16 protein-coding genes and 1 tRNA gene are annotated in these 13903 nt (G+C 59.5%); 10 read left to right on the forward strand and 7 right to left on the reverse strand.

What is annotated here, in order from left to right; translation table 11 throughout:
- Positions 1-15 precede the first annotated feature (15 nt).
- The 3 genes from hutG to gabP form a co-directional block, all read right to left on the reverse strand.
- Positions 16-954 (reverse strand): formimidoylglutamase, encoded by a 939-nt coding sequence (gene hutG, locus HBN79_RS01840; protein WP_095000774.1) that lies wholly within the window; start codon positions 952-954, stop codon positions 16-18.
- Positions 955-974: 20 nt separating this feature from the next.
- Positions 975-1700, reverse strand: a complete 726-nt coding sequence (locus HBN79_RS01845; RefSeq protein WP_095000773.1) for an IclR family transcriptional regulator — start codon at positions 1698-1700, stop codon at positions 975-977.
- Between the two features lie 193 nt (positions 1701-1893).
- Positions 1894-3285, reverse strand: a complete 1392-nt coding sequence (gene gabP, locus HBN79_RS01850; protein WP_095017765.1) for a GABA permease — start codon at positions 3283-3285, stop codon at positions 1894-1896.
- Positions 3286-3828: 543 nt separating this feature from the next.
- Between gabP and HBN79_RS01855 the strand changes: the two genes are divergently transcribed.
- The 5 genes from HBN79_RS01855 to HBN79_RS01875 are packed head-to-tail and all read left to right on the forward strand — an operon-like array spanning position 3829 to position 7999.
- Complete coding sequence (locus HBN79_RS01855) at positions 3829-4602, forward strand: ABC transporter ATP-binding protein (protein ID WP_095017766.1); 774 nt, start codon at positions 3829-3831, stop codon at positions 4600-4602.
- Between the two features lie 13 nt (positions 4603-4615).
- The gene (locus HBN79_RS01860) at positions 4616-5371 is read left to right on the forward strand and encodes an ABC transporter substrate-binding protein (RefSeq protein WP_095000771.1); all 756 of its coding nucleotides are present in this window, start codon (positions 4616-4618) and stop codon (positions 5369-5371) included.
- A gap of 57 nt (positions 5372-5428) precedes the next feature.
- Positions 5429-6121: an ABC transporter permease gene (locus HBN79_RS01865; protein ID WP_095000770.1), complete on the forward strand. Its 693-nt coding sequence runs from the start codon at positions 5429-5431 to the stop codon at positions 6119-6121.
- Positions 6121-6810: an ABC transporter permease gene (locus HBN79_RS01870; protein WP_095000769.1), complete on the forward strand. Its 690-nt coding sequence runs from the start codon at positions 6121-6123 to the stop codon at positions 6808-6810. Before HBN79_RS01865 ends, HBN79_RS01870 begins: the two co-directional genes overlap by 1 nt.
- On the forward strand, positions 6791-7999 hold the full coding sequence (locus HBN79_RS01875) for a methyltransferase (RefSeq protein ID WP_095017767.1): 1209 nt from the start codon (positions 6791-6793) through the stop codon (positions 7997-7999). The genes HBN79_RS01870 and HBN79_RS01875 overlap by 20 nt, the downstream gene beginning before the upstream one ends.
- Positions 8000-8104: 105 nt before the next feature.
- On the opposite strand, the gene uraH is transcribed toward HBN79_RS01875, so the two are convergent.
- A complete protein-coding gene (gene uraH / locus HBN79_RS01880) occupies positions 8105-8515 on the reverse strand; it encodes a hydroxyisourate hydrolase (RefSeq protein ID WP_095017768.1) in 411 nt (136 codons plus the stop codon).
- A 27-nt stretch (positions 8516-8542) separates the two neighbouring features.
- Positions 8543-9022 carry a heme-binding protein gene (locus tag HBN79_RS01885; RefSeq protein WP_169916170.1) on the reverse strand — a complete coding sequence of 160 codons (480 nt, stop codon included), beginning with the start codon at positions 9020-9022 and terminating at the stop codon, positions 8543-8545.
- A gap of 135 nt (positions 9023-9157) precedes the next feature.
- On the opposite strand from HBN79_RS01885, the gene HBN79_RS01890 reads away from it, so the two are divergent.
- From HBN79_RS01890 to HBN79_RS01900, 3 genes are all read left to right on the forward strand, one after another.
- Positions 9158-9832: a heavy metal response regulator transcription factor gene (locus HBN79_RS01890; protein WP_095000765.1), complete on the forward strand. Its 675-nt coding sequence runs from the start codon at positions 9158-9160 to the stop codon at positions 9830-9832.
- Positions 9825-11189: a heavy metal sensor histidine kinase gene (locus HBN79_RS01895; protein WP_095025195.1), complete on the forward strand. Its 1365-nt coding sequence runs from the start codon at positions 9825-9827 to the stop codon at positions 11187-11189. The genes HBN79_RS01890 and HBN79_RS01895 overlap by 8 nt, the downstream gene beginning before the upstream one ends.
- Before the next feature lie 186 nt (positions 11190-11375).
- Positions 11376-11451 (forward strand) — tRNA-Thr (locus HBN79_RS01900).
- A 99-nt stretch (positions 11452-11550) separates the two neighbouring features.
- On the opposite strand, the gene HBN79_RS01905 is transcribed toward HBN79_RS01900, so the two are convergent.
- Together HBN79_RS01905 and HBN79_RS01910 are read right to left on the reverse strand one after the other, a co-directional pair.
- The gene (locus tag HBN79_RS01905; protein WP_169916171.1) at positions 11551-11961 is read right to left on the reverse strand and encodes a type II toxin-antitoxin system HicB family antitoxin; all 411 of its coding nucleotides are present in this window, start codon (positions 11959-11961) and stop codon (positions 11551-11553) included.
- Positions 11958-12128, reverse strand: coding sequence for a type II toxin-antitoxin system HicA family toxin (locus HBN79_RS01910; RefSeq protein WP_257010163.1), 171 nt, complete (start codon positions 12126-12128; stop codon positions 11958-11960). Before HBN79_RS01910 ends, HBN79_RS01905 begins: the two co-directional genes overlap by 4 nt.
- Positions 12129-12402: 274 nt before the next feature.
- Here HBN79_RS01910 and HBN79_RS01915 point away from each other — a divergent pair, with 274 nt between their 5' ends.
- Together HBN79_RS01915 and HBN79_RS01920 are read left to right on the forward strand one after the other, a co-directional pair.
- Positions 12403-12903, forward strand: coding sequence for a sigma-70 family RNA polymerase sigma factor (locus HBN79_RS01915; protein WP_095000762.1), 501 nt, complete (start codon positions 12403-12405; stop codon positions 12901-12903).
- Positions 12903-13850, forward strand: a complete 948-nt coding sequence (locus tag HBN79_RS01920) for a FecR domain-containing protein (protein ID WP_095025193.1) — start codon at positions 12903-12905, stop codon at positions 13848-13850. Before HBN79_RS01915 ends, HBN79_RS01920 begins: the two co-directional genes overlap by 1 nt.
- Positions 13851-13903: the final 53 nt, after the last annotated feature.

Below are 13903 nucleotides of genomic sequence, written 5' to 3' on the forward strand. Positions count from 1 at the left end.
GGATTTGCGCAAAACTTAATCAATCAGGCTGGCGAGCAGACGCGCGCCAATGCGGGCGGTTCGGTTGTCGATGTCCAGGCTCGGGTTGAGCTCGGCGATGTCGGCCATGCGCAATTTGCCGCTGGCTTTGGCGTGGCGTACCAGGTGCTCGACGATCTGCATGTCCACCCCATGGGCAGACGGCGCACTGACGCCGGGGGCCTGGCTGGCGGGCAGGACATCAAGGCAAAGGGTCATGTAGAGGTGATCGACGTCTTGCAGAAAATCATCGATCAACGCTTCGCAGGCGGGGATGTCCCAGCTGTTCATTTGCCGGTCGAGGCGGTAACGCACATTCAGGCGCCCGGCCTGTTCAAACAGGGCCTGGGTATTGTTCAACTGGCTGACACCCAGGCAGCAATAGGTGAACGGCATATCGAAACGCTGGCAAGCCTCGGCAATCTGCCGGAAGGGTGTGCCTGAGCTGCTTTGTTCGGCGTGGCGCAAATCGAAATGCGCATCGAAATTGAGAATGCCAATGCGTGGCTGCGGGTGCTTGCGGCGCAAGTGATCAACCAGACCACTGAAACTGGCAAAGGCGATTTCGTGCCCGCCACCCAGGCCCAGCGGTAAATGCCCCTGGTCGAGCAAATGGCTGACCTGTTGGCCATAGCCTTGCTGCGCGCCCTCCAGATCATCGCCCGCACAGCTCACATCACCGGCGTCGTACAGCGGCGCGTGACCGTGCCATGCCAGATTGGCCAAGGCCTTGCGCAAGGCCACCGGCCCCTTGCGGGCACCGGTACGGCCCTGATTGCGCCTGACCCCTTCATCGCTGGCCAAACCAATCAATGCAGCCCCCGCTGGCAGGCCATCGGCCACAGGCTTGACCCATTGATGCCAGCGCAACGCGCCCTGCCCTTCAGCGGCATCAATACGGCCTGTCCACAAGGACATGTCGGGTACAACCGTCATGTTTGAAACTCCAGTCAAATTCAGTCGAGCCGGGCGCTCAGGCGCAGGGCAACGTCCTGGGTCCAGCGGATCAGGCGTTCACTGCGGGTGTGTGCCCTGGTAGCCGGGGCCATAAGGCTGATGGCGCCTTGCAGGCGATTGCGGCTGTCGAGCAACGGCGCGCTGATGCCCCAGATACCGTCGTCGATCTCACTCACACTCACGGCATAACCGGCAGCACGGATCTGGGCAAAGCTGCGCTGATAGGTGGCAACTTCTTCAGGCTCGACGCCTTGCGCCAGAAGCGCCGACACACTGTGCGCTTCATCCATATACGCCAGCAGCACCCGCGCAGAAGCGCCGACCAGCAGCGGCTGGGCCAGCCCCTTCTGGTAACAGCAGCGCAGCGGCTGCGGGCTGTCGACCAGCTCAATGCAAATCGCCTGACCGTTGCTCGGCACCATCAAGGCCACGCTCTCCTGGCTTTGCTCGGCCAGACGCTTGAGTTCAGGTTTGGCCAGCGTTACCAGCACCGCTTCGCGGTCAAATTTTTTCGCCAGCTGCAAACAGGCTGGCCCTGGCAGATAGCGGCCCTGGCCGTTCTCTTCGGCCAGGCCCCAACGCAACAGGGTGTTGAGGTGGCGATAGGTGCTGCTCAGCGGTTGCCCCAGTTGCTCGGAAAGCGCCTTGGCGGAGATCGCCTCGGCGGATTGCCCCAGGCTGACGAGGATTTGCAGCAAGCGATCAGTTGGCGTGTTGTAGTTCATTATCGGCCCCATGCTCTTGCCTGCATGGTGCACGGTGTTTCCCATTAGCTGAAATTCGATTCCCACTGAATGGGAAAAAACCGCCAGATAGTGATCAGCGGTCGCAAATTGCCCCCCTTACAGGCACAAAAAAACCGCCATCCCGAAGGATGACGGCTTTTCTGGGTATTCAACCGCGAGAACCGTCCTGGCCTCAGTTGAGTACCGGTGCCCCCAACTTCTCAATGCGACGACGGCGTGCCACCAGCAGGCCTGCCACCACCACCAGAATGCTCAGCATACCGGTCGCCATGATTTCAACGCGATGCGCTTCCTGGAACAGCATGACCGTCAGAATAGCCACGATAAAGACGATTACCGCATAGGTCAGGCCCGGGAACAGCCACATCTTGAACGAGATGTTCTCGCCCAGGGCCGTACGCTTCTGGCGCATGCGCAGTTGCGACACGGCAATCACCAGATACACCAGCAGCGCGATCGCGCCAGAGCTGGCCAGCAGGAACTCGAACACGGCAGCCGGCGCCACATAGTTGGCAAATACCGCTACAAAAGCTGCACCCGTGGACATCATCACCGCCCAGTAAGGCGTGCCCGCAGCATTGGTGCGCTTGGCCGCAGCCGGTGCATCACCACGCTTGCTCAGGGAGTAGAGCATGCGCGAAGAGGTGTAGAGCGCCGAGTTCAGGCAGCTGGTTACGGCGATCAGTACCACGATATCAACGATCAGCTTGGCATTCGGGATGCCCATGCGATCAAGTACGGTCTGGTAGGAACCCAACTGCGCCAGGCTCGGGTCGTTCCACGGCACCAGGGCCACAACGATGAAAATCGATACCAGATAGAACAGGCCAATACGCCAGATCACCGAATTGGTGGCCTTGGTGATCTGCTTGCTCGGATCTTTGGATTCCGCCGCCGCGATGGTGACAATTTCAGTGCCCATGAACGAGAACATGGTGGTCAGCATGGCAGCCAGAACAGCGCCCATGCCATTGGGCATAAAGCCGATGGTATCGGACAGATGCGCGACACCGCTGACCTGGCTGGTAGGCAGATAGCCGAAAATGGCCAGCAGACCCAAAATGATAAAGCCAATAATCGCCAGCACCTTGACCAGCGCAAACCAGAACTCGAACTCACCGTAGTTCTTGACGCTGAACAGGTTGGTGGCGGTCAGCAACAGGGTGATGACCAGGGTAAACACCCAGATCGCCGTACCCGGGAACCAGGCATGCAGGATGGTACCTGCGGCGACAGCTTCCAGCGGGATCACCAGGACCCAGAACCACCAGTACAGCCAGCCAATGGTAAAACCAGCCCAATGCCCGATGGCACGGTCGGCGTAAGTGGAGAACGAACCGGTATCAGGCGAGGCAACGGCCATTTCGGCCAGCATGCGCATCACCAGCACGACCAAGGTGCCTGCTGCGGCATAAGCCAGCAACACGGCAGGGCCCGCTTGGGCAATCGCGTGTCCGGAACCGACAAACAAACCGGCGCCGATAACACCGGCAATCGACAGCATGGTCACATGCCGTGGTTTGAGCCCTTGTTCCAGGCCGCTAGAGGATTGCGTATTGCTCATTGGGACTACCTTTCATTGAAGCCATTCCGAGCACCCGCGTTGACTTTCGTAAAAAGTAACCAACGGGGCGTTTAGAATCCTTGACGCAATAACTGAGCCAGAATGTGACATATGCACGGTTTCCGCGGGCTGCAACGATTTGCAACAGACATTGCAAGCCATTGAGCGCAATGGCATTTCGCCAAGTCGTTACCGAAACACTCAGCTACAAGGGTCTCGACGCACCAAAAATACCCAAAACACCCCATATGGCCCAAAAGCAGTGCACATCTTTAACCTTTAGTAGGTTCGCGCTTCCAACACCGGGCCAAAGCTGGCAACATCGCGACCTTTTTTAAGCGACACCTGTCTGGCCGAACGGCGAATTACAGGGTCGGTTGTTGTCGGCGCGACACTCTGCTGTAGCGATGCGACAAACTGCCACCCTCGCGCCTTTTGTGTCTTCAGGGCGGCTGGTTGCCTCTGCAACCCTATGCTAGCTTGGCCTGCGCCAGGAAGGCCGCCCAACAGCAGGATCGCACCCGAACACAAAGAGGAACGCACATGGCTTTGGCCACGCCCGCGCTTGAAATCCGCAACTTGCACAAACGCTACGGCGAGCTTGAGGTACTCAAGGGTATCTCGCTGACCGCACGCGACGGCGACGTGATCTCGATCCTGGGTTCTTCCGGTTCCGGCAAGTCCACTCTGCTGCGCTGCATCAACCTTCTGGAAAACCCCCACGAAGGCCAGATCGTGGTCGCCGGGGAAGAGCTCAAACTCAAGAAAGCCAAAAATGGCGAACTGATCGCGGCCGACGGCAAGCAGATCAACCGCATGCGCAGCGAACTGGGTTTTGTGTTTCAAAACTTTAACCTGTGGCCGCACATGACCATCCTCGACAACATTATCGAGGCGCCACGTCGCGTACTGGGGCAAAGCAAGGCCGAGGCCATCGAAGTGGCCGAAGCATTGCTGGCCAAAGTCGGCATTGCCGAAAAACGCCATGCCTATCCGTCCGAATTGTCCGGTGGCCAGCAGCAACGCGCAGCGATTGCCCGCACCCTGGCCATGCAGCCCAAAGTGATTCTGTTCGATGAACCGACATCGGCACTTGACCCGGAAATGGTTCAAGAAGTACTTAGTGTGATCCGCGCACTCGCCGAAGAAGGTCGCACTATGCTGTTGGTCACCCACGAAATGGGCTTTGCCCGTCAGGTGTCCAGCGAAGTAGTGTTTTTGCACCAGGGCCTGATCGAAGAGCAAGGGTCGCCAGAACAGGTGTTCGACAACCCGGTTTCGGCGCGCTGTAAACAATTCATGTCCAGCAACCGCTAACGGAGCAACACGAATGCAGAACTATAAAAAGCTTCTCATGGCCGCTGCCGCCACACTGGTTTTCAGCGCCAACGCCTTGGCTGCAGACAAGTACAAAGTCGGCATTGAGGGCGCTTACCCACCGTTCAACAACAAGAACGCCAGTGGTGAAGTCGTGGGCTTCGACCCGGATATCGCCATGGCCCTGTGCGCCAAGATGAAAGCCGAGTGTGAAATCGTCACCTCCGACTGGGACGGCATCATCCCGGCACTGAACGCCAAAAAGTACGATTTCATCGTGTCGTCGCTGTCGATCACTGACGAACGCAAGCAGGCGGTGGACTTCACCGACCCGTACTACTCCAACAAGCAGCAGTTCATCGCGCCGAAAAAAGTCGACTTCAAAACCGACCTCGCGTCCCTCAAGGGCAAGGCCCTGGGCACTCAGCGTTCAACCCAGGCTGCGACCTGGCTGGATGACAACCTGGGTACCGACGCCACCATCTCCCTGTACGACACTCAGGAAAACGCCTACCTCGACCTGACTTCGGGCCGTGTAGACGCGCTGCTGGCTGACAAGTACGCCAACTACGACTGGCTGAAAAGCCCGGCTGGCCAGGCATACGAGTTCAAGGGTGAACCGGTCAACGAAGACGACAAGGTCGGCATCGCCCTGCGCAAAGGCGACAACGAACTGCGTGCCAAGCTGAACCTGGCCCTCAAGCAAATCGTTGAAGACGGCACGTACAAGAAGATCAACGACAAGTACTTCCCGTTCAGCATCTACTGACCTGCCTGACCGGTGCGCCTGTAGGCGCGCCGGTCCCTAGCAAAGCCTGCCTACCCCATGACTATCGATTTATACGGATTCGGCCCGGCGCTTGCCGCTGGCGCGCTGATGACCGTCAAACTGGCACTTACCGCGCTGTGTCTGGGCCTGGTGCTCGGATTGCTCGGTGCCTTGGCCAAGACCTCCCCCTTCAAACCGCTTAGATGGTTGGGCGGCGCCTATTCGACCCTGGTTCGCGGCGTGCCCGAACTGCTCTGGGTGTTGCTGATCTACTTTGGCAGCGTGAACCTGGTGCGCACCATCGGCGAATACATCGGCATGCCCGACCTCACCCTCAGCGCCTTTGCGGCGGGTGTACTCGCGCTGGGCCTGTGCTTTGGTGCCTATGCCACCGAAGTGTTCCGCGGTGCCATCCTGGCCATTCCCAAGGGCCACCGCGAAGCGGGCATGGCACTGGGCTTGTCCAAACCGCGGATTTTCACCAAGCTGGTGCTGCCGCAAATGTGGCGTATTGCCCTGCCCGGCCTGGGTAACCTGTTCATGATCCTGATGAAGGACACCGCGCTGGTGTCGGTCATCGGCCTTGAAGAAATCATGCGTCAGGCGCAAAACGCCGTGACCTTCGCCAAACACCCGTTCACCTTCTACATGGTGGCAGCCGTGATGTACCTGGGCCTTACCGTACTGGCCATGGGCACCATGCACGTGCTTGAAAAACGCGCAGCGCGCGGCTTCGTGAGGAGGACGTAATGGAGTGGGAAGTAATCCTCAAGTGGCTGCCCAAGCTGATGCAGGGTGCGACCCTGACCCTGGAGCTGACCGCCATCTCGGTGATCGCCGGTCTGATCGTGGCCATCCCGTTGGGCATCGCCCGCTCATCCAAGCTCTGGTATGTGCGCTCACTGCCCTACGCCTACATCTTTTTCTTCCGCGGCACGCCGTTGCTGATCCAGCTGTTTCTGGTCTATTACGGCCTGGCGCAGTTCGATGTGGTGCGTGATAGCGCGTTGTGGCCGTACCTGCGCAGCCCGTTCTGGTGCGCGATCATCACCATGACCCTGCACACCGCTGCCTACATTGCCGAGATCCTGCGCGGCGCGATCCAGGCCATCCCGCCAGGTGAAATCGAGGCAGCACGGGCCCTGGGCATGTCGCGTTTCAAGACCCTGGTGCATATCGTCCTGCCACGCGCTGCACGCATCGGTCTGCCGGCCTACAGCAACGAAGTGATCCTGATGCTCAAAGCCAGCTCGCTGGCGAGTACCGTGACCCTGCTGGAACTGACCGGCATGACCCGCACCATCATTGCCCGCAACTACCAGACCGTGGACATGTTCCTGGCTGCCGGGGCAATTTACCTGGTCATGTCGTTTGTGCTGATCCAGGGCTTCAAACTGTTGGAGCGCTGGTTGCGCGTCGATGCCTGCCAAGGGCGCTGACCTGCTTGCCCGCTTCGAGGCGCTGGACGGGTTTCTGCAAAACCACCAGCACCTCTGGCGCCCACGGCCCTTCACTCAGTTGAACGTGCCGTGGGAAGCGCAACACCCGAAACTGGCGCAGTGGTTGCGCCAGCGTTCGCTGCAAGACGCCGAAGCCAGCCACAACCACCCCCAACACCTGCCCGCCCCTGCGCCGTTCCCTGAACTGGCGGCGACTTCCCTTGCCCTGAGCGCAGTGCCACGACTAGCGGCCCAAGCCCTTGCGCCCGCAAACCCGCGCTTACAAGTGGATGTACCCGGGCGCAAATGGCAACAGATCGAGGCCTTCGCCCAGAGCCTGACCTTTGCACAAGCGCCAACCCACTGGCTGGACTGGTGTGCGGGCAAGGGGCATTTGGGGCGCCGGCTGTTAAGTGCCGGGCAACAACTGACGTGCCTGGAATATGATCCGGCATTGATCGAATCCGGCCAACACCTGAGCCAGCGTCATCAACTGGCGGCCCGTCATGTTCAGCAAGATGTGCTCGCTGAAGCAGCAGCCCGGCAGCTCACACCCCAAATGACACCCGTGGCGCTGCACGCCTGCGGCGATTTGCATGTGCGCCTGCTGCAACTGGCCAGCGCGGCGGGTTGTGCACAACTTGCCGTGTCCCCCTGCTGCTACAACCGCATCGGCGGGTCGCACTATCAAGCGTTATCCACAGCCGCCAAGGCATCTTCCCTGCAACTGTCACTGGAGGACCTGAGCCTGCCCATGAGCGAAACCGTGACCGCCGGCACCCGCGTGCGCCTTCAGCGTGACCAGTCGATGGCACGGCGCTTGGGTTTTGATCTGTGGCAGCGCCAGCGCCGTCAGTGTGATGAGTACTTATCCACACCCTCGCTGCCCAGCAGTTGGCTGAACAAGCCGTTTGCCGAGTACTGCTCGGACTTGGCGGCGCTGAAGAACTTATCCACAAGTGGCGAAGAAGACTGGCCGGCGCTGGAAGCCGCAGGCTGGGAGAGGTTGGCGCAGGTGCGCAACCTGGAATTGGTGCGCGGGCTGTTTCGCCGCCCGCTGGAGCTGTGGTTGGTGCTCGATCGGGCGCTCTACCTGGAGGAGAACGGCTATGCAGTGCAGGTTGGCGAGTTCTGCGACAGCCAGCTGACGCCGCGCAATTTGATGGTGCTTGCGCAGCGCTGTGGGTAACCCTGTGGGAGCGGGCTTGCTCGCGATTCAGGCGCTGCGGTCTGACAGTTAATCCGCAGCGATCTCATCGCGAGCAAGCCCGCTCCCACAAAGGGTTTCGCAGGACTACGACCCGCGATATGTCGAAAAACCATAAGGGCTGAGCAACAACGGGATGTGGTAATGCTGATCCACATTCTTCACTTCAAAAATCACCGGGATTTCCGGGAAGAACGTGTCACGCCCTGCCTTCTTGAAATAATCGCCGGTCTTGAATACCACCCGGTACTCCCCCGCCTCGAACGCCTGCTTGCCCGGGAACAACTCGCCAATACGTCCCTGCTCATTGGTCACGCCTTGCGCCAGCGGCTGCCAATCCTTGCCCACATGCTTTTCCAGGGTCACATTGACCCCCGGGGACGGCAGACCGTTTTCAAGATTCAGCACATGCACGCTCAACGGATTGCCGGCAGCCAGCGCCAGGCTCGACACAGCGCTCAGGCTTAAAGCCGCCAGGGTGATTCGCAACGATTTCATGGTAAGTCCTCAGTGGTTAAAATCTGATCAACGTTGAATGGTCAGGCCAACTTGCCCGGCAGCCTTGATCGCACAGGCTTCGTCCTGCTCAGCACCGCCCGCCCCGGCCACGCCCAGCGCGCCCACCAGTTCACCTTCGGCGAACAACGGCACACCGCCGCCCAGCAGCAACAGCTCGGCAATGGAGTTGAGATTGGCGGCCTCGGGGTTGTTACGCGCACGCTCGGCAAACAGCCGGGTCGGGGTTTTGGTCGACAGCGCGGTATACGCCTTGCGCTGGCTCGCCAGCAGGTTGTGCGGGCCAACGCCTTCCGGACGCTGCGCCATCAGCACGTTGCCACCCCGGTCGAGCACGCTCAGCGCCCCGGTGCAGTGCTTGAAGGTCGCGTCGGCCAACTGGCGGGCGGTGGCCAGGTCCAGATCGGCATGGCGCGCCAGATTCGGCGCCGCCTGGGCCACGCCGGCAACGCCAACGGCAGTCCACAACAACAAGGTTTTCAACATCATGGGCAAGCTCCTGTACGAATGGGCCCACCTTAACCAGCGCTCCTCGTCAGAACCCCGTCAGTTGCATTACAAGTTTGTAATAGGCAACACCGACGAAGGCGCCTAGCCTGTGCAGACGATTGATCGAGGTGTGCGATGCGTTTGCTAGTGGTTGAAGATGAAGCCAAGACCGCCGACTTCCTGGCCAAGGGCCTCAAGGAGTCCGGCTTTGCCGTGGATGTGGCACTCAACGGCCTGGACGGGCGCTATTTTGTCGAACAGCAGGAATACGACCTGATCATCCTTGATGTGATGCTGCCGGGGCTCAATGGCTGGCAACTGCTGCAACTGATTCGCCAGCGCGGCGCCACACCGGTGCTGTTCTTGACCGCCAGGGATGCTATCGAAGACCGCGTGCGCGGTCTGGAGCTAGGCGCCGACGATTACCTGCTCAAACCTTTCGCCTTTGCCGAGTTGCTCGCCCGGGTACGCACGCTGCTGCGTCGCGGCCCGCTACGCGAGGCCGAGTCGTATGCCATCGCCGATCTTGAAATCGACGTGCTGCGCCGCCGGGTCAGCCGGGGTGGCCAGCGCATCAGCCTGACCAACAAGGAATTCGCCCTGCTGCAACTGCTGGCCAGCCGCCAGGGCGAGGTGCTGTCCCGCACCCTGATCGCCTCCCAAGTGTGGAACCTCAATTTCGACAGCGACACCAATATGGTCGAAGTCGCCGTGCGTCGCCTGCGGGCCAAGGTCGACGATCCCTACATGCCCAAGTTGATCCACACCGTGCGCGGCGTTGGTTATCAACTGGAAGCACCCGATGAGTAAATCCATCGCCTGGCGTCTGGCGCTGGCGATCGCCATGACCTGCGCGTTGGTACTGAGTGTGATCGGGGTGTTCCTGTATCGCTCCCTGGCCTCGGAACTGGCGTTTCGTGATGACCAGGCGCTGCTCGGGCGCCTTGAACAAGTGCGCGCCCTGCTGCATGACAGCGATAGCCTCGAAGCCCTGCAAGAACGCCCGCGCCTCTACCAGAACATGCTGGGCAACCTGGACAGTGTGCTACTGGTCAAGCGGGCAGATGGCAGCCCGCTTATCGCCATTAACCCGCACCGGCAGGACTTGCCTGATATACCGCCCATTGCTCAGGACCGGGCGCCACAGCGTGCCGATATCCAGACACTGGACCAGACGGTGCTGCTCGCCGGCATGGCCCGAGGCCCGGCCGATGAAATCCTCAGGGTGACCGTAGGCAAACGCCTGGATGAGCGTGAGCAAATGCTCGCTAGCTACCGTATGCGTTTATATGGCGCCGTGGGCCTGGGCGCGCTGCTGGCTTTCGGCCTTGGCCTGCTGCTGTTGCGCCGCGGCCTTGAGCCTTTGCGTGAGCTGGCCCACGCCATGGCTGGCATCGATCCGCGCAGCCTTGACCAGCGCATGGCCACACATGACGTGCCTGCCGAACTCAAGGAGCCGGTGCAGGCTCTCAACGCCATGCTGACACGCCTGGAAGACAGCTTTGCGCGGCTGTCACAGTTCTCCGCCGACCTGGCCCATGAAATCCGCACGCCGTTGCACAACCTGCTGGGCAGCAACAGCCTGGCACTGAACCAGTCACGCAGCCCGACTGAGTACCAGGAAGTACTTGCGTCGAATATCGAAGAGTACGAGCGGCTCAACCGTATGGCCGAAAACCTGATGTTTCTCGCCCGCGCCGAACACGGCCAGCGCCCGTTGCAGCTGCAAGTGCTGGACCTTGGTGAGGTGGGCGACGAGCTGTGCGATTACTTCGAAGCACTGGCTGAGGACCGGCAGCTGCAGTTGGACAATCAGCTCAGCGGCTCGCTGATGGCCGATCAACAGCTGCTGCAGCGGGCACTGGGCAATTTACTGGCCAATGCCGTGCGCCATGCTCAACCGGGCTCTACCGTACGCTTGCAGCGCCATGACGATGCCGGGTTTTGCTGGATCGGTGTGCACAACCCTGGCCCGCCGATTGAGGCGCAGCATCTGGGCAAGTTGTTTGACCGTTTTTACCGGGTCGATCCTTCACGGGCCCAACCGGGGGACTCGGGCGGGCTCGGGTTGGCGATTGTGCATTCGATCATGCAATTGCATGGCGGCCAGGTGCGGGTGGTCAGTGATACCAGCGGCACGCTGTTTGAACTGGGGTTTGCTCAATAACCTTTTTAGTTTTCCTGTGGGCGCGGCGGTGCGACGAAGTGTCGGCGCTGACCAATTCGGCGAAAAATCGGGTCACGACGGAGCGCTTGCCCCCCTCCTTCACCGAGCGCCGGTCAGAAACGTGAAAATAGTCTGTTATCAGGGGTTTACAAGCCCAAACATCCGGGTATACTCGTCGCCCATAACGCCGGTATAGCTCAGTTGGTAGAGCAACTGACTTGTAATCAGTAGGTCCCGAGTTCGACTCTTGGTGCCGGCACCATACGCAACACCAGAAGAGGCTCACCGAAAGGTGGGCCTTTTTTGTTTTCAGGGTTTGGAGAAGACTCAAGAGCACCACATGGTGATGGTCTTGAGCCGATTAAAAATTCTGAACGCTCAGCTCGCGCAATGCAGCTGTTGCTAGAAACCCCGAACGGGATGCATAGCGGTGGTCCCTGCTCACTCGTTCATCAATGCGCTGCAACAGGTTTTCTGGCAAAGAAGCGTTGAACCGAACCGACTTGCCAAGGTAAGGCGTCAAATCGAAGTCAACGATTGCCCATATTCCACCGACAAAATCCGGGTTCTCCAGGTAGGCATCCACGTCCTTGCCCTGCGGCAGCTCGCCGCCGTCCGCAACAATGCCTTCCAGATGCAAAGCCAATGCTTCCTGCACGTTATCCAGCGCTTGCGAAAAAGTGCTCCCGGCAGAAAAACAGCCTGGCACATCAGGCACCGTTACGCTGAATTCGGAATCTGCGTCTTTATGTATGACCACTGGAAATTTCATGACCGTAACTCTCCCTTGAGACCTGCGGATTTGAGAATGTTGTGCAGCGTCCCTATGGCAATTTCTGACTTGGGATGTGGAACCGTTACCCGACCCGCTTTGGCTGGATGCTTGAACTGATGGTGACTTCCCTTGATTGCGATCTCAAACCATCCATCTGCCACCAATTATTCAATAAGCTCACGACTTCGCACTTGATCACCACGCATTGTGTGTACGCTACACACCATTGAAAAATGGTGCAATCGTAAAATACACACACTACACACCAAAAAACGCGATCGGCTTAGAGTTGTGTTACACCCTGTGCACCCGAACGACTCTATCTCCAGCAGTATTATCGCTGTCCGCCCCCCCCCTCCAATGAACCTCCCCCTTGCATAAATACTGTCCCATCACAATAATGCGATCGATTACCAATTACATTTTGGTTGCATCATTATGTCGGCGCTCGACCCTTCAGCTCTTCATCGGTTGTACAGCGATCACAACAGTTGGCTAAAGGGCTGGTTGCGCGTGCGCCTGGGCAATACGGCGGATGCCTGCGACCTGGCCCAGGACACGTTCCTGCGGGTCATGACTGCACGCCATGACACACCCATTCGGGAGCCCCGTGGTTATCTGAGCGCCATTGCCCGCTCGCTGTTGATCGACAAAGTGCGCCGCCGCACCATCGAGCAAGCCTATCTGCAGGCGCTGGCACTCAAGCCCGAGCCTGTGGATATTTCGCCAGAAATACGCCTGTCGATTATCGAAACGCTGATTTCGATCGACAGCCTGCTCGATGAGCTGGGCCCCAGAACGCGGGAAATTTTCCTCGCCGTGCAGCTCGAAGGCTTGAGTTATGTTGCCGTCGCCGAGCGTTTCGAGGTGTCGGTTACCACGGTGAAAAATCATTTGATTCGCGCCATGACCCGCTGCCTGTTGCTGGTCGACAATTGATGTCCCCTGCCCCGGATCTCAAGGCGCTGGAGGCTGCTGCCACCTGGTATGTACAACTTAATGACGGCACCACCGACGAGGCTCGCACCCGGGACTGGCAGGCCTGGTTGAGAGCCTGCCCACAACATGAAGCGGCCTGGGCACGGCTTGAGAGGTTCCAGCGCCAATGGGCATTGATGCCCCAGGAGGCCGCTCTCTCCAGCCTCGACGCCGCAAAAACCCAACGCCGTGATGTGCTGAAAATCCTTGGCATGCTGCTGGCCGTTGGCAGCGGTACCTGGCTGGCGGCCGAGCAGGTGCCCTATCGCTCGATGCTTGCGGGGCAGCGTACCGGCGTCGGTGAGCGGCGTTCGCTGCGCCTTGAGGATGGCTCACAACTGGAGCTGAACGCCAACACTGCGCTGGATATCCACTTCGACGCCAAACAGCGTGTGATTCGTCTGCACCAGGGTGAAATCTTGATTCAGACCGCCAAGGATCCTGAGCAGCGTCCCTTTATCGTGCAGACCGAGGACGGCAGCGTGCGCGCCCTTGGCACCCGTTTCAGCGTGCGCCAATTGCCCGAGCACACACGAGTCGGGGTGCTGCAATCCGCCGTGGAAATTCGCCCGCTTGAGCTGATCCATCAGCCCCTGCGTCTGGAGACCGGACAACAAGTCACTTTCGATAGCAATGCAATCGGCAGGGTTCAGCCTTTGCCTGCGGCCTCAACCGCCTGGGTACAGGGCATGTTGAGCGTGGACGACTGGCGCCTGGGCGATTTTATCGAGGAGTTGGGCCGTTATCGTCCGGGCGTGCTGCGTTGTGCAACAGCCGTTCAGCATTTACGCATCTCGGGGGCCTTTCGTATCGATGACACCGATACGGTGCTGGAGAATCTGGGTAAAACCCTGCCAGTCAACGTTCGCTTCTTCACCCGCTACTGGGCCAGCATCGAACCGGCATAAGCTCAGGTGCAAATGGTTTGAACTTTAACCTTGCTGATTTAGATTCTCATCCG

This window comes from Pseudomonas sp. WS 5051 (genome assembly GCF_012985715.1).
Classification (GTDB): Bacteria; Pseudomonadota; Gammaproteobacteria; order Pseudomonadales; family Pseudomonadaceae; genus Aquipseudomonas; species Aquipseudomonas bubulae.